Consider the following 25571-nt stretch of genomic DNA (forward strand, 5'->3'; position numbering starts at 1 on the left):
TGTCTGAATATGGGGGGACCATCCTCCAAGGCTAAATACTACTGACTGACCGATAGTGAACCAGTACCGTGAGGGAAAGGCGAAAAGAACCGCGGAGAGCGGAGTGAAATAGATCCTGAAACCGTATGCGTACAAGCAGTGGGAGCCCACTTTGTTGGGTGACTGCGTACCTTTTGTATAATGGGTCAGCGACTTATTTTCAGTGGCGAGCTTAACCGAATAGGGGAGGCGTAGCGAAAGCGAGTCTTAATAGGGCGTCTAGTCGCTGGGAATAGACCCGAAACCGGGCGATCTATCCATGGGCAGGTTGAAGGTTGGGTAACACTAACTGGAGGACCGAACCGACTACCGTTGAAAAGTTAGCGGATGACCTGTGGATCGGAGTGAAAGGCTAATCAAGCTCGGAGATAGCTGGTTCTCCTCGAAAGCTATTTAGGTAGCGCCTCATGTATCACTGTAGGGGGTAGAGCACTGTTTCGGCTAGGGGGTCATCCCGACTTACCAAACCGATGCAAACTCCGAATACCTACAAGTGCCGAGCATGGGAGACACACGGCGGGTGCTAACGTCCGTCGTGAAAAGGGAAACAACCCAGACCGTCAGCTAAGGTCCCAAAGTCATGGTTAAGTGGGAAACGATGTGGGAAGGCTTAGACAGCTAGGAGGTTGGCTTAGAAGCAGCCACCCTTTAAAGAAAGCGTAATAGCTCACTAGTCGAGTCGGCCTGCGCGGAAGATGTAACGGGGCTCAAACCATGCACCGAAGCTACGGGTATCATCTTTTGATGATGCGGTAGAGGAGCGTTCTGTAAGCCTGTGAAGGTGAGTTGAGAAGCTTGCTGGAGGTATCAGAAGTGCGAATGCTGACATGAGTAACGACAATGGGTGTGAAAAACACCCACGCCGAAAGACCAAGGTTTCCTGCGCAACGTTAATCGACGCAGGGTTAGTCGGTCCCTAAGGCGAGGCTGAAAAGCGTAGTCGATGGAAAACAGGTTAATATTCCTGTACTTCTGGTTATTGCGATGGAGGGACGGAGAAGGCTAGGCCAGCCTGGCGTTGGTAGTCCAGGTTTAAGGTGGTAGGCTGAGATCTTAGGTAAATCCGGGATCTTAAGGCCGAGAGCTGATGACGAGTGTTCTTTTAGAACATGAAGTGGTTGATGCCATGCTTCCAAGAAAAGCTTCTAAGCTTCAGGTAACCAGGAACCGTACCCCAAACCGACACAGGTGGTTGGGTAGAGAATACCAAGGCGCTTGAGAGAACTCGGGTGAAGGAACTAGGCAAAATGGCACCGTAACTTCGGGAGAAGGTGCGCCGGTGAGGGTGAAGCATTTACTGCGTAAGCCCACGCCGGTCGAAGATACCAGGCCGCTGCGACTGTTTATTAAAAACACAGCACTCTGCAAACACGAAAGTGGACGTATAGGGTGTGACGCCTGCCCGGTGCCGGAAGGTTAATTGATGGGGTTAGCGCAAGCGAAGCTCTTGATCGAAGCCCCGGTAAACGGCGGCCGTAACTATAACGGTCCTAAGGTAGCGAAATTCCTTGTCGGGTAAGTTCCGACCTGCACGAATGGCGTAACGATGGCGGCGCTGTCTCCACCCGAGACTCAGTGAAATTGAAATCGCTGTGAAGATGCAGTGTATCCGCGGCTAGACGGAAAGACCCCGTGAACCTTTACTATAGCTTTGCACTGGACTTTGAATTTGCTTGTGTAGGATAGGTGGGAGGCTTTGAAGCGTGGACGCCAGTCTGCGTGGAGCCAACCTTGAAATACCACCCTGGCAACTTTGAGGTTCTAACTCAGGTCCGTTATCCGGATCGAGGACAGTGTATGGTGGGTAGTTTGACTGGGGCGGTCTCCTCCTAAAGAGTAACGGAGGAGTACGAAGGTGCGCTCAGACCGGTCGGAAATCGGTCGTAGAGTATAAAGGCAAAAGCGCGCTTGACTGCGAGACAGACACGTCGAGCAGGTACGAAAGTAGGTCTTAGTGATCCGGTGGTTCTGTATGGAAGGGCCATCGCTCAACGGATAAAAGGTACTCCGGGGATAACAGGCTGATACCGCCCAAGAGTTCATATCGACGGCGGTGTTTGGCACCTCGATGTCGGCTCATCACATCCTGGGGCTGAAGCCGGTCCCAAGGGTATGGCTGTTCGCCATTTAAAGTGGTACGCGAGCTGGGTTTAGAACGTCGTGAGACAGTTCGGTCCCTATCTGCCGTGGACGTTTGAGATTTGAGAGGGGCTGCTCCTAGTACGAGAGGACCGGAGTGGACGAACCTCTGGTGTTCCGGTTGTCACGCCAGTGGCATTGCCGGGTAGCTATGTTCGGAAAAGATAACCGCTGAAAGCATCTAAGCGGGAAACTTGCCTCAAGATGAGATCTCACTGGAACCTTGAGTTCCCTGAAGGGCCGTCGAAGACTACGACGTTGATAGGTTGGGTGTGTAAGCGCTGTGAGGCGTTGAGCTAACCAATACTAATTGCCCGTGAGGCTTGACCATATAACACCCAAGCAATTTGAGTCGAATGACCAGATTGCGGTGACTGTGGAGATGACACGAACCGAAGGTTTGCGTCACGAACGACACCTGCAACAGCTTGCTATCACATACCCGATTTGCTGAAGCGCGCCGTACGGCACGACTCGGTACCCGAATTTCTTGACGACCATAGAACATTGGAACCACCTGATCCCATCCCGAACTCAGCAGTGAAACGATGTATCGCCGATGGTAGTGTGGGGTTTCCCCATGTGAGAGTAGGTCATCGTCAAGATTAAATTCCAAAAACCCTCATCGCTTACGCGTTGAGGGTTTTTGTTTTTGTGGCGTTTATAAAACATCGCCTTGCCTGTCGCCCCATCACCCATCCCCGGTAGTCATCCAGTTCAACATGCGTGTGGCATTCCAGCGCGCTTGCCCTTATGGTTCGGCTTCAGGTTTCAATCGCACCCGCCAAGGAAGCAAGCATGTCCGTTACAACCCCGCTGAGTGCAGGTTTCATGGTGGTTCAAGGCAACCGCCCGGATGAACTGCGCAGTCTGGTTGTGTCCTGGATGCGTCGCTATCCCCTGGCACCGCTTGAGAACGAGATTGCGCTGGTGCAGAGCAACGGCATTGCGCAATGGCTCAAACTTGCGCTGGCTGAAGACGCTCAGGACGATGACAACGGCGGCTGCGGCATTGCGGCTGCGATAGATGTTCAGCTCCCTGGCAGTTTCATGTGGACGCTGTATCGCAGGGTCCTCGGCAGCGATGAAATTCCTCAGACGTCTCTGCTCGACAAGACCCCGCTGACCTGGCGCTTGATGCGCTTGCTTCCCGCACTGATCAATCAGCCCCACTTCGAGCCACTGCAGCGCTTTCTGACCGACGACACCGACCTGCGCAAGCGCTATCAATTATCCGAACGCTTGTCTGATCTGTTCGACCAATATCAGGTCTATCGCGCTGACTGGCTGGAAGACTGGGCCGCAGGCCTACACCAATTGCGCGACGCACGAGGTCAGCCACGGCCCTTGTCCACTGCCAATTGCTGGCAGGCCGAGTTATGGCGCGCACTGCTGGATGATGTCGGAGCCAAGGGCATGGCCCAGAGCCGTGCTGGCGTGCACCGGCGGTTTATCGAGCGCATTGGCACCATGACCGAAGCGCCGCCTGGCTTGCCATCGCGGGTAATCGTATTCGGCATATCGTCACTCCCGGCGCAGGCGCTGGAAGCACTGGCCGGCTTGGCGAAGTTCAGCCAGGTGCTGCTCTGTGTGCACAACCCCTGCCGTCACCACTGGACCGACATCGTCGCTGACAAGGACCTGCTGCGTCATCAGTACAAGCGTCAGGCCCGCAAGACCGGTATGCCGATGATCCTCGATCCGCAAGCGCTGCATCAGCATGCGCATCCGCTGCTCGCTGCCTGGGGAAAGCAGGGCCGTGATTACATCAACCTGCTGGACAGCCATGACGATCCGCGCAGCTATCGTTCGTCATTCAAGGACGAGCGGATTGACCTGTTCAGTGAGGTCGAGCCAACCAATCTGCTGAACCAGTTGCAGGACGATATTCTCGAACTGCGCCCGCTGGATGAAACGCGGGAGATATGGCCAGCCATTGACCCGCTTGAAGACCGCTCGCTCCGGTTTCACGTTGCCCACAGCGCGCAGCGTGAAGTGGAAGTGCTGCATGACCAGCTCCTGGCGCGGTTCAGCAAAGACCCCAACCTGCGCCCGCGTGATGTGATTGTCATGGTTCCGGACATCGACAGCTACGCGCCACACATTCGCGCTGTCTTCGGCCAGATCGAACGCGAAGATCGCCGTTTTATTCCCTTCACGCTGGCCGATCAGGGGCAACGTGGTCGTGAGCCATTGCTGATCGCTGTCGAGCATCTGCTTAAGCTCCCCGACAGCCGCTTCCCGGTCAGCGAAATTCTCGACCTGCTGGACGTTCCGGCCTTGCGAGCGCGCTTTCGCATTCAGGAGCGCGATCTGCCAACCCTGCATCGCTGGATTGAAGGCGCAGGCATCCGCTGGGGCCTCAATGCGCAGCAACGCGCCGGTCTGGGGTTGCCGGATGCGCTGGAACAGAACAGCTGGCACTTCGGCCTGCGCCGCATGTTGCTAGGTTACGCTGTGGGTGCCGGTACCGCTTATGACGGCATTGAGCCCTACGACGAGATCGGCGGGCTGGATGCTGCATTGATAGGCCCGCTGGTAGCGTTGATCGATGGGCTGCAGGTTGCCCATACAGAGCTGTCCACGCCCGCCACCCCGGAGCAATGGGGCGCACGCTTGCAAGCCATTCTCCAGCTGTTCTTCATTGCTGAAAGCGAGCATGACGACTACCTGCTTGCTCAGCTCGAAACACTGCGTGAAAACTGGCTGGAAACCTGTGCAGCGGTAAACCTGATTGATGAGCTGCCGCTGACCGTGGTCCGTGAGGCCTGGCTTGCCGGGCTTGATCAGGGCCGCTTGTCTCAGCGTTTTCTGGCAGGCTCGGTCAACTTCTGCACGTTGATGCCCATGCGCGCCATCCCGTTCAAAGTGGTCTGCCTGTTGGGCATGAACGATGGCGATTACCCGCGCGCGCAACCCCCGCTGGACTTCGACCTGATGGGCAGTGATTACCGCCCCGGTGACCGTTCGCGTCGTGAAGATGACCGTTATCTGTTGCTCGAAGCCGTGCTCTCGGCGCGGGATCAACTGTACGTCAGCTGGGTTGGCCGCAGCATTCGTGACAACAGCGAGCGCCCTGCATCGGTACTGATTGGCCAGCTGCGTGATCACCTGGCCAGTGGCTGGAAACTGGCAGGCGAAGCCGACCCTGACAGCAAACTGGACGACGGCGAACGTCTTCTGAAAGCACTGACGGTGCATCACCCGCTGCAGCCGTTCAGCGCCAATTACTTTCATGCAGGCACCGGCTACTTCAGCTTCGCCCGCGAATGGCGCCTGCTGCATGAAACCGACCTCCAGGTGCCCGTGCCTCAAGCGCTTCCCCCTCACGAGCAGGAAGAGCCACTGTCGATTGCGCAATTGCAGGACTTCCTGCGAAACCCGGTAAAGCACTTTTTCAGCCAGCGCCTGAAGATCTATTTCGAGGTCGCCGAAGCGCCGCTCGCTGATGAAGAACCGTTCGTGCTCGACGCCCTTGAGCGCTACGGCCTCAGTGAAAGCCTGCTCAACGCGGCGATGGTTTCCCCTGACAATAGTGATGTCGCCCTGAAAGCCCAGGCTCTGAAACTGCAAGCCAGCGGCCTGCTGCCTCTCGCCGGGTTCGGCACCTGCATGCAGGACGAACTGATCGAGCCCTTGCCGGACGTGCTCAGGCGCTACCACGATCTGCTGACGCTGTGGCCCGAAACCTTGAGCAGTGCCTTGCCGATCAGTTTCAGCCACCGTGGCGTCAGCATCGACGGCTGGCTTGGCGGGTTACACCGCAACACTCGCGGCGAGCTATTGCTGGTCACGGCGATTCCCAACAGCATTGGCTCTAAAAAGACCCGTAAGTGGCATCGACTGATTCGCCCGTGGGTGAATCATCTGGTGGCCTGCGCCTGTGAGCTGCCATTGAGCACCGCGCTGGTGGCCAGTGACGAAACCCTGATGCTCGACCCGCTGGAAAAAGATGCTGCCATCACCACGCTGAACCACCTGCTGATGGCCTGGCTGCGCGGCATGCAACAACCGCTGCCGGTGGCCGTCAAAACCGCATTTGCCTGGCTGGGCCAACCCGCCGACAAAGCCGAAGCCGCCGCTCGCAAAGCCTACGAAGGTGACGGGCAGACCACCGATGGCGAACGACGCGAAAGCACCGCGCTGGCCCGGCAGTTTGCGGACTTCGACGCCTTGATGGACAGCGAGGAATTCGCGGGCTGGTGCGAGACACTCTACAAGCCGATTTACGACGCGCCCTGGCAGTCGTTGTCTGGCGGGGAGGGTGGCGCATGAGTAATCAATCGCTCCCTCTGGCGCTACGCTTTCCGTTACGTGGCAGCCAACTGATCGAAGCCAGCGCCGGGACCGGCAAGACCTTCACCATCTCTGCGCTGTACCTGCGCCTGGTGCTCGGCCACGGCTCCGAACAGTCAGGTTTTGGCCGCGAATTGCTGCCGCCGCAGATCCTCGTCGTGACCTTCACCGACGCTGCCACCAAAGAGCTGCGCGACCGGATTCGTACCCGGCTGGCCGAAGCTGCGCGGTTCTTTCGTGACGAAATTTGTGCCCCCGATGAACTGATCAGCCAATTGCGCGAGCAGTTCGAGGCCGAGCAGTGGCCTGCCTGTGCCAGCCGTCTGGACATCGCCGCGCAATGGATGGACGAAGCCGCCGTCTCGACCATCCACAGCTGGTGCCAGCGCATGTTGCGCGAGCATGCTTTCGACAGCGGCAGCCTGTTCACCCAGACCCTCGAAACCGATCACAGTGACCTGCTCGGCGAAGTCCTGCGCGATTACTGGCGGCGATTCTGCTACCCCATGAGCGGTGACGCGCTGGCCTGGGTGCGGGAAAACTGGAGCGGTCCGGCGGCACTGTTGCCCCGCGTACGTGGCTTGTTTGGCCATGACCGCAGCACCAACACCCAAGCGCCGGCCGAGCTCATCGAGGCGTCGTTGCTGGAGCGTCGGGCAGCGCTTGCCGCCCTGAAAGCCCCTTGGGCCGTATGGTCTGACGAGCTCTACACGCTCTGCCAGGACGCCGTGGCCCGCAAGGTGGTCGATGGCCGCAAGATGCAGGAGCGATTCTTCAAACCCTGGTTTGAAAAGCTCGCCGCGTGGGCCGCTGACGAAACTCAGGAAGCGCTGGACCTGGGCACCGGCTTCACACGCTTGACCCCAGACGGCGTCGCCGAGGCCTGGAAAAGTGATCCACCGTCGCACCCGGCGTTTGCAGCAATGGCGCAACTGAAAGCAGCGCTCGACGGTCTGCCCAAGCCAGATGCGGCCGTGCTGCAACATGCCGCGCAGTGGGTCAGTGCGCGTTTTGAAGAAGAGAAGCGCCGCCGTGCCGAAATGGGTTTTGACGACATGCTGCTCAGGCTCGACGGCGCATTGCACGGCGCTGGCGGCGAGCGGCTGGCGACGCTGATTCGCGAGCAGTTTCCGGTGGCGCTGATCGATGAGTTTCAGGACACCGATCCGGTGCAGTACCGGATCTTCGACAGCATCTATCGTCTGGAAGGCAACGATGAGCAAACCGGCTTATTTCTAATCGGCGACCCCAAGCAAGCCATTTACGCCTTCCGTGGCGCCGACATCTACACCTACCTGCGCGCCCGGCAGGCCACCGATGGTCGCTGGCACACGCTGGACACCAACTATCGCTCCAGCCACGCGATGGTCGAGTCGGTCAACCATGTCTTCACGCGAGCAGAGCAACGCCCGGAAGGTAAAGGTGCGTTTCTGTTCCGTGACGAGGAAGGCAATCAGGTGCCGTTCTCCGATGCCTTGGCCCAAGGTCGCAAGGAAACTCTGGAAGTCGATGGCGCCGCGCTCACCGCATTGACCGTATGGCATCTTGAGAGCGAGCAGCCGGTGTCCGGTGTCGTCTATCGCCAGCAGCTTGCAAGCCGCTGCGCCAGCGAGATCGTGCGCCTGCTCAACGCCGGTCAGCAGGGCCGCGCGGGCTTCACTGCACCGGGCAATGCCCAGCGTGGGCTGCGCCCGGCCGACATCGCGATTCTGGTTCGCGACGGCAAAGAGGCGCAGGCGGTGCGCTCTCAACTGACGGCGCGTGGCGTGCGCAGCGTGTACCTGTCGGACAAGGATTCAGTGTTCGCCGCGCAGGAGGCGCACGACCTGCTGTCCTGGCTCAAAGCCTGCGCCGAGCCGGATTCCGAACGTACGCTGCGCGCGGCACTGGCCTGTATTACCCTCGACCTGCCGCTTGCCGAACTGGAACGCTTGAATCAGGACGAACTGGCGTGGGAACAGCGTGTGATGCAGTTCCGTGGCTATCGCGCTGTATGGCGCAGTCAGGGCGTGCTGCCGATGCTGCGTCGCCTGCTGCATGACTTTGCCCTGCCGCAAACCTTGATGACCCGCACCGACGGCGAGCGAGTGCTGACCAATCTGCTGCACCTGTCCGAACTGCTGCAACAGGCCGCCGCCGAGCTGGATGGCGAACAGGCGTTGATTCGTCATCTGGGCGATCACCTGGCGCTGTCCGGGCAGGCCGGAGAAGAACAGATCCTGCGCCTGGAAAGCGACGAGCAACTGGTCAAAGTCGTCACCATTCACAAGTCCAAGGGGCTGCAATACCCGCTGGTGTTCCTGCCGTTCATCTGCTCGTCCAAACCGGTCGACGGCAGCCGCCTGCCACTGCAGTTTCATGATGCCGATGGCCGCGCGCAGATCAGTCTGCAGCCCACCGAGGCGCTGATTCAGCAAGCCGATGACGAGCGCCTGGCAGAAGACCTGCGCTTGCTTTATGTCGCGCTGACCCGTTCGGAGCATGCCTGCTGGCTAGGCGTTGCCGACCTCAAACGCGGCAATGCCAACAGCTCGATGTTGCACCGCTCGGCGCTGGGCTATTTGCTGGGTGGCGGTACGGCGCTGCCCGAGTCGGCTGACCTCAAGGTCTGGCTGCGTGATCTGGCCGAGGGTTGCAGCGCGATTGCTTTGCAGCCGGTTCCCGAACCCACCGATGACAGCTTTAGTGCGCCGCGTAACGAGGCCTCGCTGGTCAAACTGCTGGTACCCAAACGCCGTGCTGCCGAGAATTGGTGGATCGCCTCCTACAGCGCGCTGCGTATTGGCGACACGGTAACGGCAGGTGCCGACGAGTCACCTGACAGCCCGCAGGCACAAAAGCTGTTTGACGACGAGCGCCTTGATCCCGAAGCGCCTCGCGACATACTGGTCAGCGGCGGCGATATCCACCGCTTCCCGCGTGGCCCGAACCCCGGCACCTTTCTGCACGGGTTGCTGGAATGGGCAGGCAACGAGGGGTTTGCGAACACGGCGCATGATTCGGTCCAACTGCAAGACGCCGTGGCGCGTCGTTGTAATCGACGCGGTTGGGCCGGCTGGATCAACACCCTGCGCGACTGGCTGCAGCATATGCTGAACATGCCGCTGCGCCTCTCGCCTGATTCCACGCCGGTTGCATTAGGCGACCTGAATCAGCCCAATCAGTACCGCGTCGAAATGGAGTTCTGGTTCGCCAGCACTAACGTCAACGTGGCGCAGATGGATACCCTTGTGCGCCGTTTCACCCACGACAATGCGCCACGGGCCGCCACCGAAACCGTCTCGCTCAACGGCATGTTCAAAGGCTTCATCGACCTGACATTCGAGCACGAAGGCCGTTACTACGTGGCTGACTACAAGTCCAACTGGTTGGGCAGCGATGACGACGCCTACACCGATCTGGCGATGGAAACGGCGATTCTCGACAACCGCTATGACCTGCAATACGTGCTTTATCTGCTGGCGCTGCATCGACAGCTCAAGACACGCATGGCCGATTATGACTACGACCAGCACATGGGCGGCGCGCTTTACCTGTTCCTGCGCGGCAGCCGTTCCGCCTCTCAAGGCGCGTATTTCACTCGTCCGCCACGCGAACTGATCGAGAGCCTGGACCTGCTGTTTCAGGGCAAACCCTTAACGCCTGACCTGCCTGGAGCATTGGCATGAGCCGTTCGTTCGACGATCTGTTGCCCACTGCGCTGGACGACATCAGCCTCGCCGACTTGAGCCCGTTGACCCGCGCCGACGATCTGCTGATGCTGCTGGAACGCTGGGTCGAGCGCGGTTGGTTGCGCGCCCTGGACCGGGCTTTTGTCGCGTTCCTCAGCGACCTCGACCCGCAGGCCGATCCACTGGTGCTGGTCGCTGCGGCCCTCACCAGCCATCAACTGGGCCACGGCCATGTCTGCCTCGATCTTTACGAGACCTTGAAAGAGCCGGACTTCGCCTTGTCACTGCCGCCCGAAGGTGATCAGCAAGACGGGGCAATGCTGCTGCCCTCGCAATTGCTGGCAGCGCTGGATGGCGCAGCGTGGTGCCAGGCGCTGGCGCGCAGCATGCTGGTCGCGCAAGCCACAGACTCAAGCGCCGAGGCGCTGCAAAAACCCTTAGTGCTGGCAGAACGACGTTTGTACCTGCGCCGCTACTGGACCTACGAACGCCGCATCGCTGCAGCCCTGCGTCGGCGTCTGGAGCAAGCCGATGCTCCGCCCGACGATCTGCCGCAGCGCCTGAACGCTTTGTTCGGGCCTGCGAACTCAGCGCCGGACGCCATCATCGACTGGCAGAAACTGGCCTGCGCACTGGCAACCCGCCGGGCATTCAGCATCATCACCGGCGGCCCCGGCACGGGCAAAACCACCACCGTGGTGCGCTTGCTGGCGTTGCTTCAGGCTCCTGCCGTGCAGAGCGGCCAGCCGCTGCGCATTCGTTTGGCAGCGCCGACCGGCAAGGCGGCAGCACGTCTGACCGAATCCATCAGCCAGCAAGTGCAAAGCCTGGACGTCAGCGCCGAGGTGCGGCAGAAAATCCCCAGTGAAGTCACCACCGTGCACCGCTTGCTGGGCAGCCGCCCTGGCACGCGCCATTTCCGTCACCACGCAGGTAACTTGCTGCCACTGGACGTGCTGGTCGTCGACGAAGCGTCCATGATCGACCTGGAAATGATGGCCAACCTGCTCGACGCACTGCCGCCGCACGCGCGCATGGTTCTGCTCGGCGACAAAGACCAATTGGCTTCCGTCGAGGCGGGCGCGGTACTGGGTGATTTGTGTCGCGACGCCGAAGACGGCTTCTACAGCCCGCAAACCCAGACCTGGCTCGAAGCTGTCAGCGGCGAAGACCTCAGCAAAGGCACATTGCGCCAAGGCGATGCGCAGCAACATCCACTGGCCCAACAAGTGGTCATGCTGCGCCACTCGCGCCGTTTTGGCCAAGGCAGCGGCATCGGCCAGTTGGCCCGGCTGGTCAACCAGCAACAGGATCAACAGGCGAGGGCGCTGCTGTCGGCAGGCAGTCACACCGATCTGTTCGCCCTGGCGCTCAAGGGCGAGCAAGACCTCAAGTTCGAGCGGCTGGTGCTGGAAGGCCTTGGCCAAGGCGAGCAAGGCCCGCAGGGTTATAGGCATTACCTGAACGTGCTCGGCGCCGAGCGCCCGGCAGTCGGCGCTGAACTGGACGATGAATGTTGGACCCGATGGGCACGCTCGGTACTCGACGCCTTCGACTCGTTCCAGTTGCTCTGCGCTGTACGCAAAGGCCCGTGGGGCGTAGAAGGCCTTAACCAACGCATCACCCATGCGTTATTCAATGCGCAGCTGATCGAAAGCGATCAGCAGTGGTACGAAGGCCGGCCAGTCCTGATGACCCACAACGACTACGGCCTGGGCTTGATGAACGGCGACATCGGCATCACCTTGCGATTGCCCGAGCGCGATGGCGAGGGCAAACAGGTCCTGCGCGTCGCCTTCCCGCGCAACGATGGCAGCGGCGGCGTGCGCTTCGTCCTGCCCAGCCGCCTCAACGAAGTCGAAACCGTCTACGCCATGACCGTGCATAAATCCCAAGGCTCGGAATTCGCCCACACCGCCCTGATTCTGCCCGAAGCCCTCAACCCGGTACTGACCAAAGAACTCATCTACACCGGCATCACCCGCGCCAAACACTGGTTCAGCCTGATCGAACCGCGCCAGGGCATCTTCGAGGAAGCCCTGCGCCGCAAAGTCAAACGCCTGAGCGGCTTGATGCTCGGGCTTTGAATCTGCCCGTGATCATGCCTAAGCCGCCTGCAGTCTGTAATGCACAAGTCGTGAAGGCTCTGAAAAGCTGGCGTCTGCCCGGATGGCGCGGGAGCGGACCTGGCGCTTCGCTTGTAGTGGGGACTCGTCCGCGAACTGCCGGGAACCGGCAGCAACGGTACACACGGTACATCAGACGCAACTGAGGCAGCCCGTTTCAGGGCCGCCGCAGATCCGACACAACGCCTCACACGCCATAATCCACATACCGCGCCATAAGGTTCGGGCGGCTAAACGTGTCAATCGCATAAACCCGCTGCCACATGGCATCAACCTCAGCCTTGAACGTGGCGTCGTCCATATCGATCCAGTAGCGAGGGTTGCGGCCGCGCTGCTGATCGTAAATGGCGGTGACCGGGTCCAGATGGCGATACGGTTCAAACAGTGGAATGTCCGGAATCGGGCCGCTGGTGTCCATGTAGTTTTGCAGGAAGTCCCAGAGTGCGCAGGGGCGTTGCTGAAAGTCGTCCGGGCCGAGCAGCGCATGGAAGTTGATGTGCTGCTCCTCATAGCGATGCTGGAGTAGCAGGCCGTAATACGGTCCATGACGATCATGCGTGGTGATCATGTAGGCATCGAACTCGTAGAACGGCGCGACGAACTCGTCGATCACCCCTTCTTTTCGATGGCGTTTGTAGCCGAAGATCGTGACCAGACCGGTTCTGCGATTGAGCTCCCAGAGTGGGCCTTTTGGGGGGCGGAACCAGACTCTGGGAAAGTAGTTGATGACGACGTGGCCAATGATCCAAAAGGCCAGCCAAGGTCCCATAAGAATCGGAAATGTTTCGATAACATTGTTAACGTACAGGGTGAAGGCTGACCCCGCCGGCTTGTTTATACCCAAAAAACTTACAAGCAAAAACATAGGTAGCAAGATAATGAAAGACCATTTCCCACCCTGCTGCATGAACAACCATAATTGCGTTTGAAACGGCAGCTGAGCAAAGCGGAATCGCTCTTGGTCATATTTTTGATGTAAGTCAACTGATTCAAATTTGGCCGGCACATAAGTCTTATCAGCTTTCTGCCGTATTTTGTCCACCTGAGCTTTTTGCCAAAACCTCATGCTCTCAGGTGTGTGGCTCATCATTAGTTCAATAGGCACTGTCCCCTGAGTCGAGGACCAAGGCAGACGTGTAGCGCCAGACAAAATAGGGAGGCTCTTTAGTGCAGGTGCTTGTCGTAAAGTTTTGCCTGGGCTATACGCACGAGAGCCGTAATAAGATCTATGGATTGACTCAGTCATTAGGCTTAGCCTTGTGGGTTGATTCGTCAGCCCAAAATGGCTGGTTGACTTTGTTGAAGTCTGGCTTGGCCCACGCTTCGCTAAATTGGGTTCCATCCTTGACGGGCGGCGCAGGAAAGTGTCGCTTTCCCCCACTGCGTATCAGAGTGAATTGTGCTCTTACTGCCCATTCAAAATGATGTGTCGTATTGCCAGTTGATGAGGTTGTGTTTATGGGTGTGGAGAAATAAAGCTCCAGCGCGTCAGGATGAAGTCGCTGGGCTTTAGGCGATTCTGGTCTAAGAGAAATTTTCGCATTCGTTTGATAGGGTATTCCTTGATTGCTCGAAACATTACTAACAAGCTTCAGCCTGCATTCGGCTTGTATGCTAAGGAAACTCTGAAAAAGGTTTCCTGATTTGGCAAAATACCCCAACACCTTTCACCGAGCTTCCCTGATGAAACAGATGACCTTCGCCGATGCCGAGTACGCGGGTAAACGTAAGCATACCCGCCGCGAGCGCTTTCTCATCGAGATGGATCAGGTTGTGCCCTGGAAAGGCTTGATTGCCCTTATCGAACCACATTATCCAAAGGGCGAAGGTGGCCGTCCGGCTTATCCGCTGATGGCGATGCTGCGTATTCACCTGATGCAGAACTGGTTTGGTTACAGCGATCCGGCGATGGAGGAAGCACTTTACGAGACAACGATCCTGCGCCAGTTCGCAGGGTTGAGTCTGGATCGAATCGCCGATGAAACCACGATTCTCAACTTCCGGCGTCTGTTGGAAAAGCATGAGTTGGCAGGCGGGATTTTGCAGGTCATCAATGGCTATCTGGGTGATCGAGGTTTGATGCTGCGCCAAGGTACGGTGGTCGATGCGACGATCATTCATGCGCCGAGCTCGACCAAGAACAAGGACGGCAAACGCGATCCCGAAATGCATCAGACGAAGAAAGGAAACCAGTATTTCTTCGGCATGAAAGCGCATATCGGCGTCGATGCCGAGTCGGGTTTAGTCCATAGCCTGGTGGGTACTGCGGCGAATGTGGCGGACGTGACTCAGGTTGATCAATTGCTACATGGTGAGGAAACCTATGTCAGCGGTGATGCGGGCTACACCGGCGTGGACAAGCGTGCGGAGCATCAGGATCGTCAGATGATCTGGTCAATTGCGGCCCGCCCAAGCCGTTATAAAAAGCATGGCGAGAAAAGTTTGATCGCACGGGTCTATCGCAAAATCGAGTTCACGAAAGCCCAGTTACGGGCGAAGGTTGAACATCCGTTTCGCGTGATCAAGCGCCAGTTTGGTTATACGAAAGTCCGGTTTCGCGGGCTGGCTAAAAACACCGCGCAACAGGCTACTCTGTTTGCCTTGTCGAACCTTTGGATGGTGCGAAAACGGCTGCTGGCGATGGGAGAGGTGCGCCTGTAATGCGGAAAAACGCCTTGGAAAGGTGCTGTTTGAAGGAAAATCGATGAGTTAAGAGCGGAAAACGTCTAATTATCTGATCGGGCGAGCTTTTTTTGAACCTCAGGCCATGAGAGCGTCAAAAATCGATGCCTACTTCAGACCTTCCCTAGATAACTGATCGCCTTACCCAGCGCATTTTGCGCAGTGACGTGAGACGGCGTTTTCTCTATCCAGGCGAGCAACTGAGTCAGCACCGGTACGCTGTTTTGCTGGCGAGCTTCATAACGCTGCTCATCGCTGCCTTCTTTTAACGCCCGCTCTATACCGTAAAGCTTGTTGATAAAACTCAGAGCAACATCAACCCGCCCGGTTTTGCCCTTGGGCTGCACTTTTTGTGCTTCTACGAACTTGCGACGAGCATGCGTCCAGCAACCCAGGCGCTCGACCCCGGCTTGCGCGCCAAGCGCGTTGCAACCGGCGTACCGCCTCCTTCCCTCGTTAAGATACGGCCACCTGATTCCTTGAAAATCTGTGATTACACAAAGCGAGCGGCGCGGTTTTCCCCCAACAAAAAACCCTTATTCAACTCCGTCACCTCGCGAATGTAATCCCACAACAACGTGATCCGTTTCAGCTTCCTCAAATCCTCCCGGCAGTACATCCAGAATTGCCGGGTAATGTTCACCTCTTCCGTCAGCACCGGCAGCAGGCGCGGGTCCTGCGCGGCGAGAAAGCACGGCAGGATTGCCAGTGCGCGGCCCTGCAAGGCGGCGGTGTATTGGGCGATGACGCTGGTGCTGCGCAGTTGCGCCTGGGCGTTGGGGAGCAGGTTGCTCAGGTACAGCAGCTCTGAGCTGAACGCCAGGTCGTCGACGTAGCTGATGAATACGTGTTCGCTGAGGTCGGCCTTGCGCTGGATCGGCGCGTGGTTGTCCAGGTATTCCTGGGTCGCGTACAGGCGCAGGCTGTAGTCGCAGAGTTTGCAGCACACGTACGGGCCGTGTTCCGGGCGCTCCAGGGCGATGACGATGTCTGCTTCGCGTTTCGACAGGCTGATGAAGTGCGGCAGCGGCAGGATGTCCACCGAGATGCTCGGGTAATTGTCGAGAAAGTGGCTCAGTTGCGGGGTGATGAAGAAGCTGCCGAAACCCTCGGTGCAGCCCATGCGGATATGCCCGGACAAGGCCACGCTGGAGCCGGAAACCTGTTCGCAGGCCATGTGCAGCGTGCTTTCGATGGACTCGGCGTAGCCCAGCAGGCGCTGACCTTCGGCGGTCATGATGAAGCCGTTGTTGCGCGACTTCTCGAACAGCAATGTGCCGAGCGAAGTTTCCAGCGAATTGATACGCCGCGACACGGTGGTGTAGTCGACCGCCAGGCGCCGGGCCGCGCTGCTGACTTTGCGAGTGCGTGCCACTTCAAGGAAAAATTTCAGGTCATCCCAGTTCAACCCGCTCAGGGATGTGATGTTTTTTTGCATGTTGACCCTGCTTTTATCTGCGTTCTTGTTAGAAGTTTGCACATCTATACTCCAAAGCACGCCCCCTGACCAACTCAAAACAATACTGCCGGGAAACCACGGCGATCCGCTTGCAGATGCACCGGACGCGTGGCTTTTCTGAAGGGAGACCGCTGCCATGAATGCCTCATTGAACGACACTTCGACCACCGTTGCTCGCGTGAAACTGCTGATCAACGGCGAGTGGATCGACTCGCAAAGCGGTGAATGGCAAGACATCGTCAACCCGGCCACTCAGGAAATTCTCGCCCAAGTGCCGTTCGCGACGAGCGATGAAGTGAACGCTGCCGTTGCGGCCGCCCACGCCGCCTATCGCACCTGGCGTGACACGCCCGTCGGCGCTCGCATGCGCATCATGCTCAGGTTGCAGGCGCTGATCCGTGAGCACTCCAAACGCATTGCGGCGGTGTTGAGCGCCGAGCAGGGCAAGACGCTGGCGGATGCCGAAGGCGATATCTTTCGCGGTCTTGAAGTGGTCGAGCATGCGTGCTCGATCGGTACGCTGCAAATGGGCGAGTTCGCCGAGAACGTCGCCAGTGGCGTCGATACTTACACCCTGCGCCAACCCATCGGCGTGTGCGCGGGCATCACCCCTTTCAACTTTCCGGCGATGATTCCGCTGTGGATGTTCCCGATGGCGATTGCCTGCGGCAACACCTTTGTCCTCAAGCCCTCCGAACAGGACCCGCTATCGACCCTGCTGCTGGTCGAACTGGCGGTCGAGGCGGGTGTGCCAGCGGGCGTACTCAACGTGGTGCATGGCGGCAAGGACGTGGTGGACGCGATCTGCATGCACAAGGACATCAAGGCGATTTCCTTTGTCGGCTCGACCGCTGTCGGCACGCACGTTTATGACCTGGCCGGACGGCATGGCAAGCGCGTGCAGGCGATGATGGGGGCGAAGAATCATGCCGTCGTGCTGCCCGACGCCAATCGTGAGCAGACGCTCAACGCGCTGGTGGGCGCAGGCTTTGGCGCAGCAGGGCAGCGTTGTATGGCGACGTCCGTGGTGGTATTGGTCGGCGCGTCGAAGCAGTGGCTGTCGGACCTTAAAGCGTTGGCGCAGAAACTCAAGGTCAATGCCGGTCACGAGCCGGGCACGGACATCGGTCCGGTGATTTCCCGGCGGGCGAAGCAGCGCATTCTCGACCTGATCGAAAGCGGCGTGCGCGAAGGGGCGACCCTTGAGCTGGATGGCCGGGAAGTCTCGGTGCCGGGCTATGAAGGCGGCAATTTCGTGGGGCCGACGCTGTTCTCGGGTGTGACCACCGACATGCAGATCTACACCCAGGAAATATTCGGCCCGGTGCTGGTGGTGCTGGAGGTCGACACGCTGGATGAAGCGATTGCGCTGGTCAACGCCAACCCGTTCGGCAACGGCACGGGCTTGTTCACACAAAGCGGTGCCGCAGCGCGCAAGTTTCAGAGTGAGATCGACGTCGGCCAGGTGGGCATCAACATACCGATTCCTGTACCGGTGCCGTTTTTCAGTTTCACCGGCTCGCGGGGTTCCAAGCTGGGTGATCTGGGGCCGTATGGCAAACAGGTGGTGCAGTTCTACACTCAGACCAAGACCGTCACCAGCCGCTGGTTCGATGACGACAGCGTGAATGATGGCGTGAATACCACGATCAATCTGCGTTGAGTGCTGCCTGTCAGCCAGGCCAAGGAGAACAATAATGAACATCGCATTTATCGGTCTGGGCAACATGGGCGCGCCCATGGCTCGCAACCTCATCAACGCCGGGCACAGCCTGCATGTGTTCGATCTGAACAAGGATGTACTGAGCGAATTCGCCGGGCTGGGCGCAAAGGTCAGTGATTCACCCAGGCAAGCCGCTGAGGGCAGTGGACTGGTCATCACCATGCTGCCTGCCGCTGCGCATGTACGCAGCGTGTACCTGAACGACGACGGCGTGTTGAAGGGGATTGCGCCCGGCGTCCCGGCCGTTGATTGCAGCACTATCGACCCGCAAACGATCCGCGACATCGCCGCTATAGCTGCGCAACAAGGTGTCGTATTGGGTGACGCGCCAGTATCGGGCGGCACCGGCGGCGCGCAGGCCGGGACGTTGACGTTCATGGTCGGCGGTTCGGCGCAGCACTTTGCAGCGCTCAAGCCGGTGCTGGAAATAATGGGCCGCAACATCGTGCATTGCGGCGAAGTGGGCACAGGGCAGATCGCCAAAATCTGCAACAACATGCTTTTGGCGATTTCCATGATCGGTGTTTCAGAGTCGATGGCCTTGGGCAGCGCGCTGGGCATCGACACCGAGGTGCTGGCCAGCATCATCAATACCTCGACCGGCCGTTGCTGGAGCTCCGAGGCGTACAACCCCTGGCCTGGCATCGTCGAAACTGCGCCCGCATCGCGCGGCTACAGCGGCGGCTTTGGCGCGGAGCTGATGCTCAAGGATCTGGGGCTGGCAACCGAGGCCGCGCGCGTTGCGCATCAGCCGGTGATTCTCGGTGCCATCGCCCAGCAGCTTTATCAGGCGATGAGCCTGCGCGGCGATGGCGGCAAGGACTTCTCGGCGATCATCGAGGGCTATCGTAAAAAAGCGCTTTGACAGAAAAGAGGCCGGGGCGGCCCTGCTGCCCCGAAATGTTGTCACATCTTGTCCAACCTTCCTGAATGCAGATGCATACGATTCTCTTTTACTTGTGAATCGTAAGGAAGCTCCATGCATTCTCCTCTTCGTTTGCGGCCTGCGGCTGTGATGGTCAAACTCGCGCTGGCCTGCCTGGCTGCGGGCCACGCTCATGCTGCCGAGCCCGTGGTCGAGCCCGCCAATGTGCTGTCGCTTGATGACGTGGTGGTCACCGCTTCCGGCTTCGAGCAGAACCTGGAGGATGCACCGGCTTCGATGACGGTGATTACCGGCGACGAATTACGCAAGAAATCCTTTCGCGATCTGACGGATGCATTGCGCGACGTCGAGGGCGTGACCGTCAATGGCGGGGCCAACGAAACCGATATTTCCATTCGCGGCATGCCTGCTGATTACACGCTGATTCTGGTCGATGGCAAACGTCAGAGCGCCCGTGAATCGCGGGTCAACGGCAACAGCGGTTATGAGCAGAGTTTCATTCCGCCCGCCGAGGCCATCGAGCGTATCGAGGTGGTTCGCGGGCCCATGTCATCGTTGTACGGCTCGGATGCGATTGGCGGGGTGATCAACATCATCACACGCAAGGTCACGTCGGAGTGGGGCGGTTCGGTCACCTACGATTACTCGGCGCGTCAGCACAGCGATCAGGGCAACGCGCGCCAGACCCAGTTCTTCCTCAGTGGCCCGATCAAGGAAGACTTTTTGGGCTTACAGGTCTGGGGACGCTACCTGGATCGTCAGGCTGACGACGACGTCGAAACCACCAACGGTTTCAGCAAGGCAGACCATCGCGACCTGACTGCACGGCTGTCGTTCACGCCGACGGTCGACCACGACATCCTCCTGGAAGCCGGTGCCACGCGCCTCAAGAATGGCGATGGCGTGAGCGCCAACTGGGCCACCCGTGAGCAGGAAAACAACCGCGATCACTGGTCGATCTCGCACCAGGGCCGTTGGGGCTGGGCGACCTCGGACGTGTCGCTGGCGTATGAAAAATCCAGCCGTGAAGGCGAGGCTAGCGCAACCCAGACGGACGTATTGGGACGCAAGCCTGAAGTTGAAAACCGGGTGCTCGACGCCAAGCTGGTGATGCCCACCGAACGCAATATCACCACCACCGGCCTGCAGTGGAACGACACCACGGTGACCGACTGGAATCAAGGGCTGGGCGACCGTAAGGACTACGAGTTCTCGGTGGTGCAGAAGGCGCTGTTCGCGGAAAACGAATGGTCGATGACCGACACTTTTGCGCTGACCACCGGCCTGCGCATGGACCACCACGAACAGTACGGCGTGCATTTCAGCCCTAGGGTTTATGGCGTCTGGCGCGCTACCGATGACTGGACCATCAAGGGCGGTGTTGCGCGAGGCTTCAAGGCCCCTGAAGTGCGCGCCGTGGTGCCGGGTTATTCTTACCTGCGTCGCAACCGGTTCGTGATGTTCGGCAACCCGGGTCTCAAGCCGGAAACCAGCACCAACTACGAGCTGTCGGCACTGTGGTCCAACCGCAACGACCTGTCGGCGGGTGCGACGGTGTTCTACAACGATTTTCAGGACAAGCTTTCTACCGTGACCACTACCGAAGTGTGGAATGGTTTTATCGTCATGGATCGGGTCAATGTCGACAAGGCCGTCATCAAGGGCGTCGAGCTCAATGGCCGTTGGGACATCACGCCTACGGTCGCGATCAAGGGCAATTACACCTACACCGACTCCGAGCAGAAAAGCGGCGCCAACGCCGGTGCTCCGTTGGCGCTTACGCCGGAGCAAAAAGCCAATCTGCGCGCCGAGTGGAAACTCAACGACCGTACCCAACTGTGGGCCTCGACCAATTACTACGGCAAGGAATACGGCAACACCCTCACTGACGTGGCCGCGCCGGGCTACACCACAGCCGACCTGGGCGGCTCTTATGAACTGAGCAAAAACATCTCGCTCAACGCCGCGCTGTACAACGTGGCAGACAAGCGACTGGATGACGAAACCTACGGCACCGTCAACTACGGCCGCACGCTGTGGGCGAGCACCACTGTACGGTTTTGAGGTGGTACTTATCGTTCCTTGTGCCCCAGTGGAAATGCTTGGGAGGACGCTCTGCGTCACAGATTTGCGGCGTCCCGCCGTACTCAAGACCGGACGCAGAGCGTCGCACGACAGTTGAGATTATCGTTCCGCACGCTCCAGCGTCGGAATGCATTTCGTGACGCTCTGCGTCACAGATCTGCGGCGTACCGCCGTACTCAAGACCGGACGCAGAGCGTCGCACGACAGTTGAGATTATCGTTCCGCACGCTCCAGCGTCGGAATGCATTGCGTGACGCTCTGCGTCACAGGTTTGCGACGCCCGCAGGCAGCCGCACCACCGCACACAACCCCGCGGGCGGGCGGTTTTCCAGGGTGAGTTCGCCGCCGTGGGCTTGCACGCAGGCGCGGGCGATGGCCAGCCCAAGGCCGAGTCCGCCGCCTTGAGGGTGGTCTGTGCCGGTCTGGCTCAGTTGCACGAAGGGTTCGAACACTTGAGTCAGCCATGCCGGTTCGATGCCCGTGCCGTGATCGAGGACCTCCAGGTGAATGTCCCCGTCGGACGCTTTGAATAAACTCACCGTGGCATCCCCGGCGTGCTTCAGTGCGTTGTCGATCAAGTTGGTCAGGGCGCGTTTCAGCGCCAAGGGCCGACAGCGACAGGTGATCTCGCTTGCGCCGTGCCAGCCAATCGGCGTTCCCATCGTCGTGTAACGCTTTGCCAGATCATCAATCAGGACGGTCAGCGATATCTCTACCGTGGCTTCCTGCACCGCATCTCCGCGCACAAAGTTCAGGGTCTCGCGCACCATCGCACGCAGCTCATCAAGGCTGTCGAGCATGTCATCGCGCTCTGGCCCGTCGTCAAGCAGCTCCATTTGCAGGCGCAGTTCGGTGATCGGCGTGTTCAGGTCATGACTGATGGCGGCCAGCATGCGCGTGCGACCTTCCACATGGCGGGCAATGCGCGCCTGCATGATGTTAAACGCCGTGGTCAGATCACGGGCCTCCTGCGGGCCGGACAGCGGCAGCGGCGGGATCCATTCACCGCGGCTGACGCGCTCGGTTGCCTTGGCCAGGGTCTTGACCGGCCGCACGATACGGCGCATGAAAAACACCACGATCAGCAGCACCGGAATGGTCGTCACCGGCAGGGTATAGGCCAGCATTCGGCCCCACTCATAGCCGCCCGCCGGGTGCTGAATGCCATTCAGGTACGAGCCGTTCAGCAGGTCGATACTGGTGCGCAGCCGCAACGGGGCCCAGCCCGCCGCAACGAACACATGCTCGCGCGCCGGCCCACCGCTGATGCGTTCAAGCTGCATGCCGATGGTGGTTTCGGCGGGCAGTTTCAGGCGATGACTCAGGTCGGCGACCAGTCGATATTCTTCGGCGCGCATGTCCAGCGTATTGGCGATGGGCCAGGCGGACACCCACAACTCTGAATCCGGCGTCTGCATGGCGGCCAGCAAGCGCGAAGCGTCTTCAGCCGATAAACCCTGCGTGGCGTGGTACGCGGTGATCAGCCGCTCGACGGCAAGCGTGCGCGACAGTGGATGAATCAGCGCGCCGGTACGTTGCAGAAAAAGCATCGCGATGGCATTGGAAGCCAGCAAGGCAAGCAGCAGCAACAGCGCCAGTTGTTGCGTCATGCGCCTTGGCCACAGCCAGTTCGGCACGGTCATGCGTCGAGCGCTGCGACGCTGGCCGCGAGCATGTAGCCGTCGCCCCAGATGGTGCGCAGCAATTGGGGCTCAAGCGGGTTGTCATCGAGCTTGCGGCGCAGGCGGCTGATCTGTCGGTCGATAGCGCGGTCGTAGACTTCGCAGCCCGGTCGCGCAGTCAGATCGATCAGGCGCTGGCGACTGAGAATGGTGTTGGGATGGCAGAGCAGTACGCCCAGCAGACGGGCTTCCACCGTGCTGAGCCTGACCGCCGAGCCGTCACCGCGCCGCAGCGTTCCGGTACTGCTCATGAAACTCAGGCCTGCGAACGCATAGTGTTGCGTCGGCGCAAGCGCAGCCTCGGCAGGTGTAGCCTCCATGACCGTCGGCACCGGCCCGCGCCTGCGCAACACGCTGTTGATGCGTGCCACCAGTTCGCGCGGCTCGAACGGCTTGGTGAGGTAATCGTCTGCCCCGATGTCCAGACCACGCACCCGGTCGGCAGACGTGTCGCGTGCGGTGAGCAGAATCACCGGAATGTTCTCGCGTCGATGCAGACGGCTGCACAGTTCAAATCCGTCGCCGTCCGGCAGCATCACGTCCAGCACCACGACATCGAACGGCTGTTGCCTGAGCAATTGCCACATACCCGCCGCGTCCTCGGCCGTGCGCACGTCGAACAAATGACGGCGCAGATAGACGGCCAGCGGGTCGCGGATCTTGCGGTGATCATCCACGACAAGAACGCGCGGAGCAGGACGAAGCTGAGGAGTAGCGCACATCATGATGTTCCTGCGGCACAGCCGGGGATGATTCTCATTGAGTGGCGCGATCTTATCCCATTTGTGGTTGGAGAGTCGCCGCACGGCGAAAAGCCATTACTCCGCACCGCCGATTCGCGTTATGTATCGATATTTTTACACTAGGTAAACGCGCCAGAACCGGCTACTTTGACCCTCATCAAACCCGCGCAGGGATGCACGGTACGCTTCGATGAGAAGTGCAGCATCCCTCGCCCGAGGCTGACGCTGCACTCATCAAACGTCCCTGACTCAGAAAAAGAAGAGAGCGATCATGAAGTTCGAACCCCTCGCCAGGTCGCTGATCGCGACGGCATTGATTGTCGCGTATTCCCCCACATTCGCCGCGTCACAAGCCCCGGTTGCTGCCGAAAACGGCATGGTCGTGACTGCCCAGCATCTGGCCACCCATGTGGGTGTCGATGTGCTCAAGAATGGCGGCAACGCGGTCGATGCCGCTGTTGCAGTCGGTTACGCGCTGGCAGTGGTTTACCCCGCAGCCGGTAACCTCGGTGGCGGCGGCTTCATGACCATCCAGCTGGCTGACGGGCGCAAGACCTTTCTCGACTTCCGCGAAAAGGCGCCCTTGGCAGCGACTGCCAATATGTACCTGGACAAGGACGGCAAGGTCATTCCTGATCTAAGTGCCAAAGGCCATCTGGCCGTCGGCGTGCCGGGTACCGTGTCCGGCATGGAAATGGCGCTGAACAAATACGGCACGCGCAAGCGCGAAGAGGTCATTGCCCCGGCGATCAAGCTGGCCGAAGACGGCTTTGTACTGGGGCAGGGCGACGTTGACATGCTGTCCAGCGCCACCGATGTGTTCAAGGCCGACATGGCTGATTCCGGCTCGATCTTCCTCGACAAGGGCAAGCCGATGCAGGTCGGTCAGAAGCTGGTGCAGAAAGACCTCGCCAGGACCCTCAAGGAAGTGTCCGAGAAGGGCAGCGACGGTTTCTACAAAGGCTGGGTGGCCAAGGCGCTGGTCGATTCGAGCCAGGCCGGAAAGGGCATCATCACCCAGGCTGACCTTGATCACTACAAGACCCGCGAGCTGGCGCCGGTCGAATGTGACTACCGCGGCTACCACGTAGTGTCGGCACCGCCGCCGAGTTCCGGCGGTGTGGTCATCTGCCAGATTCTGAATATTCTTGAAGGCTACCCGATGAAAGAACTGGGTTTCCGTTCGGCGCAGGGTATGCATTATCAGATCGAAGCCATGCGCCATGCCTACGTGGATCGCAACAGCTACCTGGGCGACCCCGATTTCGTCAAGAACCCGGTCGAACATCTGCTGGACGTCAAGTACGCGGCCAAGCTGCGCGAAGCCATCGAGCCACAGAAAGCCGGTGACTCGAACAAGATCAAGCCGGGCGTCGCGCCACACGAGGGCAGCAACACCACGCATTATTCGATTGTCGACAAATGGGGCAACGCGGTATCGGTGACCTACACCCTGAATAACTGGTTCGGCGCGGGCGTCATGGCCAGCAAGACCGGCGTGATTCTCAACGACGAAATGGATGACTTCACCGTCAAGGTCGGCGTGCCCAACATGTACGGGCTGGTGCAGGGCGAAGCCAACGCCATCGCGCCAGGCAAGACGCCGCTGTCATCCATGAGCCCGACCATCGTTACCAAGGACGGCAAGACTGTCATGGTCGTCGGTACGCCGGGCGGCAGTCGCATCATCACCGCAACCCTGCTGACCATGCTCAACGTCATCGACTACGGCATGAACATTCAGGAAGCCGTGGACGCGCCGCGTTTCCATCAGCAATGGCAGCCGGAAGCAACCAACATCGACACCTTCGCCGTGAGCCCCGACACGCTGAAGATTCTTGAGAGCTGGGGCCACAAGTTTGCCGGCCCGCAACCGCTCAACCACGTGGCGGCCATTTTGGTCGGTGCGCCCTCGCTGGGTGGCAAGCCGGTCGGTAACAACCGTTTCTACGGCGCCAACGACCCGCGCCGCAACACCGGGTTGTCGCTGGGTTACTGAGTCATTCTGCTGACCACGCCACGGCACTGAGCTTTAGAGTC

The 25571-nt window shown here is 59.4% G+C and carries 12 protein-coding genes, 2 rRNA genes and 1 pseudogene (1 of these 15 only partly in view); 10 read left to right on the top strand and 5 right to left on the bottom strand.

All coding sequences use genetic code 11. The annotated features are described in order from the left end of the window. From PSPTO_RS04095 to recD, 5 genes are all read left to right on the top strand, one after another. Window positions 1-2509 (top strand): 23S ribosomal RNA (locus tag PSPTO_RS04095) (it extends 385 nt beyond the left edge of the window). A 158-nt stretch (window positions 2510-2667) separates the two neighbouring features. After that, window positions 2668-2783, top strand: a 5S ribosomal RNA gene (gene rrf, locus PSPTO_RS04100). 193 nt (window positions 2784-2976) lie between these two features. Then, complete coding sequence (gene recC / locus PSPTO_RS04105) at window positions 2977-6453, top strand: exodeoxyribonuclease V subunit gamma (protein ID WP_011103275.1); 3477 nt, start codon at window positions 2977-2979, stop codon at window positions 6451-6453. Next, the gene (gene recB / locus PSPTO_RS04110; RefSeq protein WP_011103276.1) at window positions 6450-10142 is read left to right on the top strand and encodes an exodeoxyribonuclease V subunit beta; all 3693 of its coding nucleotides are present in this window, start codon (window positions 6450-6452) and stop codon (window positions 10140-10142) included. Before recC ends, recB begins: the two co-directional genes overlap by 4 nt. Beyond that, entirely contained in the window at window positions 10139-12232 is a 2094-nt protein-coding gene (gene recD, locus PSPTO_RS04115) for an exodeoxyribonuclease V subunit alpha (RefSeq protein ID WP_011103277.1), read from the top strand. The genes recB and recD overlap by 4 nt, the downstream gene beginning before the upstream one ends. A gap of 226 nt (window positions 12233-12458) precedes the next feature. Here recD and PSPTO_RS04120 read toward each other — a convergent pair whose 3' ends face one another. Then, complete coding sequence (locus PSPTO_RS04120; protein ID WP_044393960.1) at window positions 12459-13361, bottom strand: hypothetical protein; 903 nt, start codon at window positions 13359-13361, stop codon at window positions 12459-12461. Window positions 13362-13954: 593 nt separating this feature from the next. On the opposite strand from PSPTO_RS04120, the gene PSPTO_RS04125 reads away from it, so the two are divergent. After that, window positions 13955-14932: an IS5-like element ISPssy family transposase gene (locus PSPTO_RS04125; protein WP_007247571.1), complete on the top strand. Its 978-nt coding sequence runs from the start codon at window positions 13955-13957 to the stop codon at window positions 14930-14932. Window positions 14933-15078: 146 nt separating this feature from the next. Here the strand turns inward: PSPTO_RS04125 and PSPTO_RS04130 are convergent. Both PSPTO_RS04130 and PSPTO_RS04135 read right to left on the bottom strand, forming a co-directional pair. After that, window positions 15079-15393, bottom strand: a pseudogene (locus PSPTO_RS04130) (transposase); the annotation flags it as partial. 53 nt (window positions 15394-15446) lie between these two features. Beyond that, window positions 15447-16391: a LysR family transcriptional regulator gene (locus tag PSPTO_RS04135; RefSeq protein ID WP_005769228.1), complete on the bottom strand. Its 945-nt coding sequence runs from the start codon at window positions 16389-16391 to the stop codon at window positions 15447-15449. Between the two features lie 157 nt (window positions 16392-16548). Between PSPTO_RS04135 and PSPTO_RS04140 the strand changes: the two genes are divergently transcribed. The 3 genes from PSPTO_RS04140 (at window position 16549) to PSPTO_RS04150 (ending at window position 21085) form a co-directional block, all read left to right on the top strand. After that, entirely contained in the window at window positions 16549-18075 is a 1527-nt protein-coding gene (locus PSPTO_RS04140) for a CoA-acylating methylmalonate-semialdehyde dehydrogenase (RefSeq protein WP_011103279.1), read from the top strand. 34 nt (window positions 18076-18109) lie between these two features. Beyond that, a complete protein-coding gene (mmsB, locus tag PSPTO_RS04145) occupies window positions 18110-19000 on the top strand; it encodes a 3-hydroxyisobutyrate dehydrogenase (protein ID WP_011103280.1) in 891 nt (296 codons plus the stop codon). 114 nt (window positions 19001-19114) lie between these two features. After that, a complete protein-coding gene (locus PSPTO_RS04150; RefSeq protein ID WP_011103281.1) occupies window positions 19115-21085 on the top strand; it encodes a TonB-dependent receptor domain-containing protein in 1971 nt (656 codons plus the stop codon). A 284-nt stretch (window positions 21086-21369) separates the two neighbouring features. Here the strand turns inward: PSPTO_RS04150 and PSPTO_RS04160 are convergent, their stop codons facing one another. Both PSPTO_RS04160 and PSPTO_RS04165 read right to left on the bottom strand, forming a co-directional pair. Continuing rightward, window positions 21370-22716, bottom strand: a complete 1347-nt coding sequence (locus PSPTO_RS04160; RefSeq protein WP_005769235.1) for an ATP-binding protein — start codon at window positions 22714-22716, stop codon at window positions 21370-21372. A 29-nt stretch (window positions 22717-22745) separates the two neighbouring features. Continuing rightward, on the bottom strand, window positions 22746-23510 hold the full coding sequence (locus tag PSPTO_RS04165; protein ID WP_005769238.1) for a response regulator transcription factor: 765 nt from the start codon (window positions 23508-23510) through the stop codon (window positions 22746-22748). A gap of 292 nt (window positions 23511-23802) precedes the next feature. Between PSPTO_RS04165 and ggt the strand changes: the two genes are divergently transcribed. Next, a complete protein-coding gene (gene ggt / locus PSPTO_RS04170; protein ID WP_011103282.1) occupies window positions 23803-25530 on the top strand; it encodes a gamma-glutamyltransferase in 1728 nt (575 codons plus the stop codon). The last annotated feature ends 41 nt before the right edge of the window (window positions 25531-25571 follow it).

The organism is Pseudomonas syringae pv. tomato str. DC3000, from assembly GCF_000007805.1.
Lineage (GTDB): Bacteria > Pseudomonadota > Gammaproteobacteria > Pseudomonadales > Pseudomonadaceae > Aquipseudomonas > Aquipseudomonas avellanae.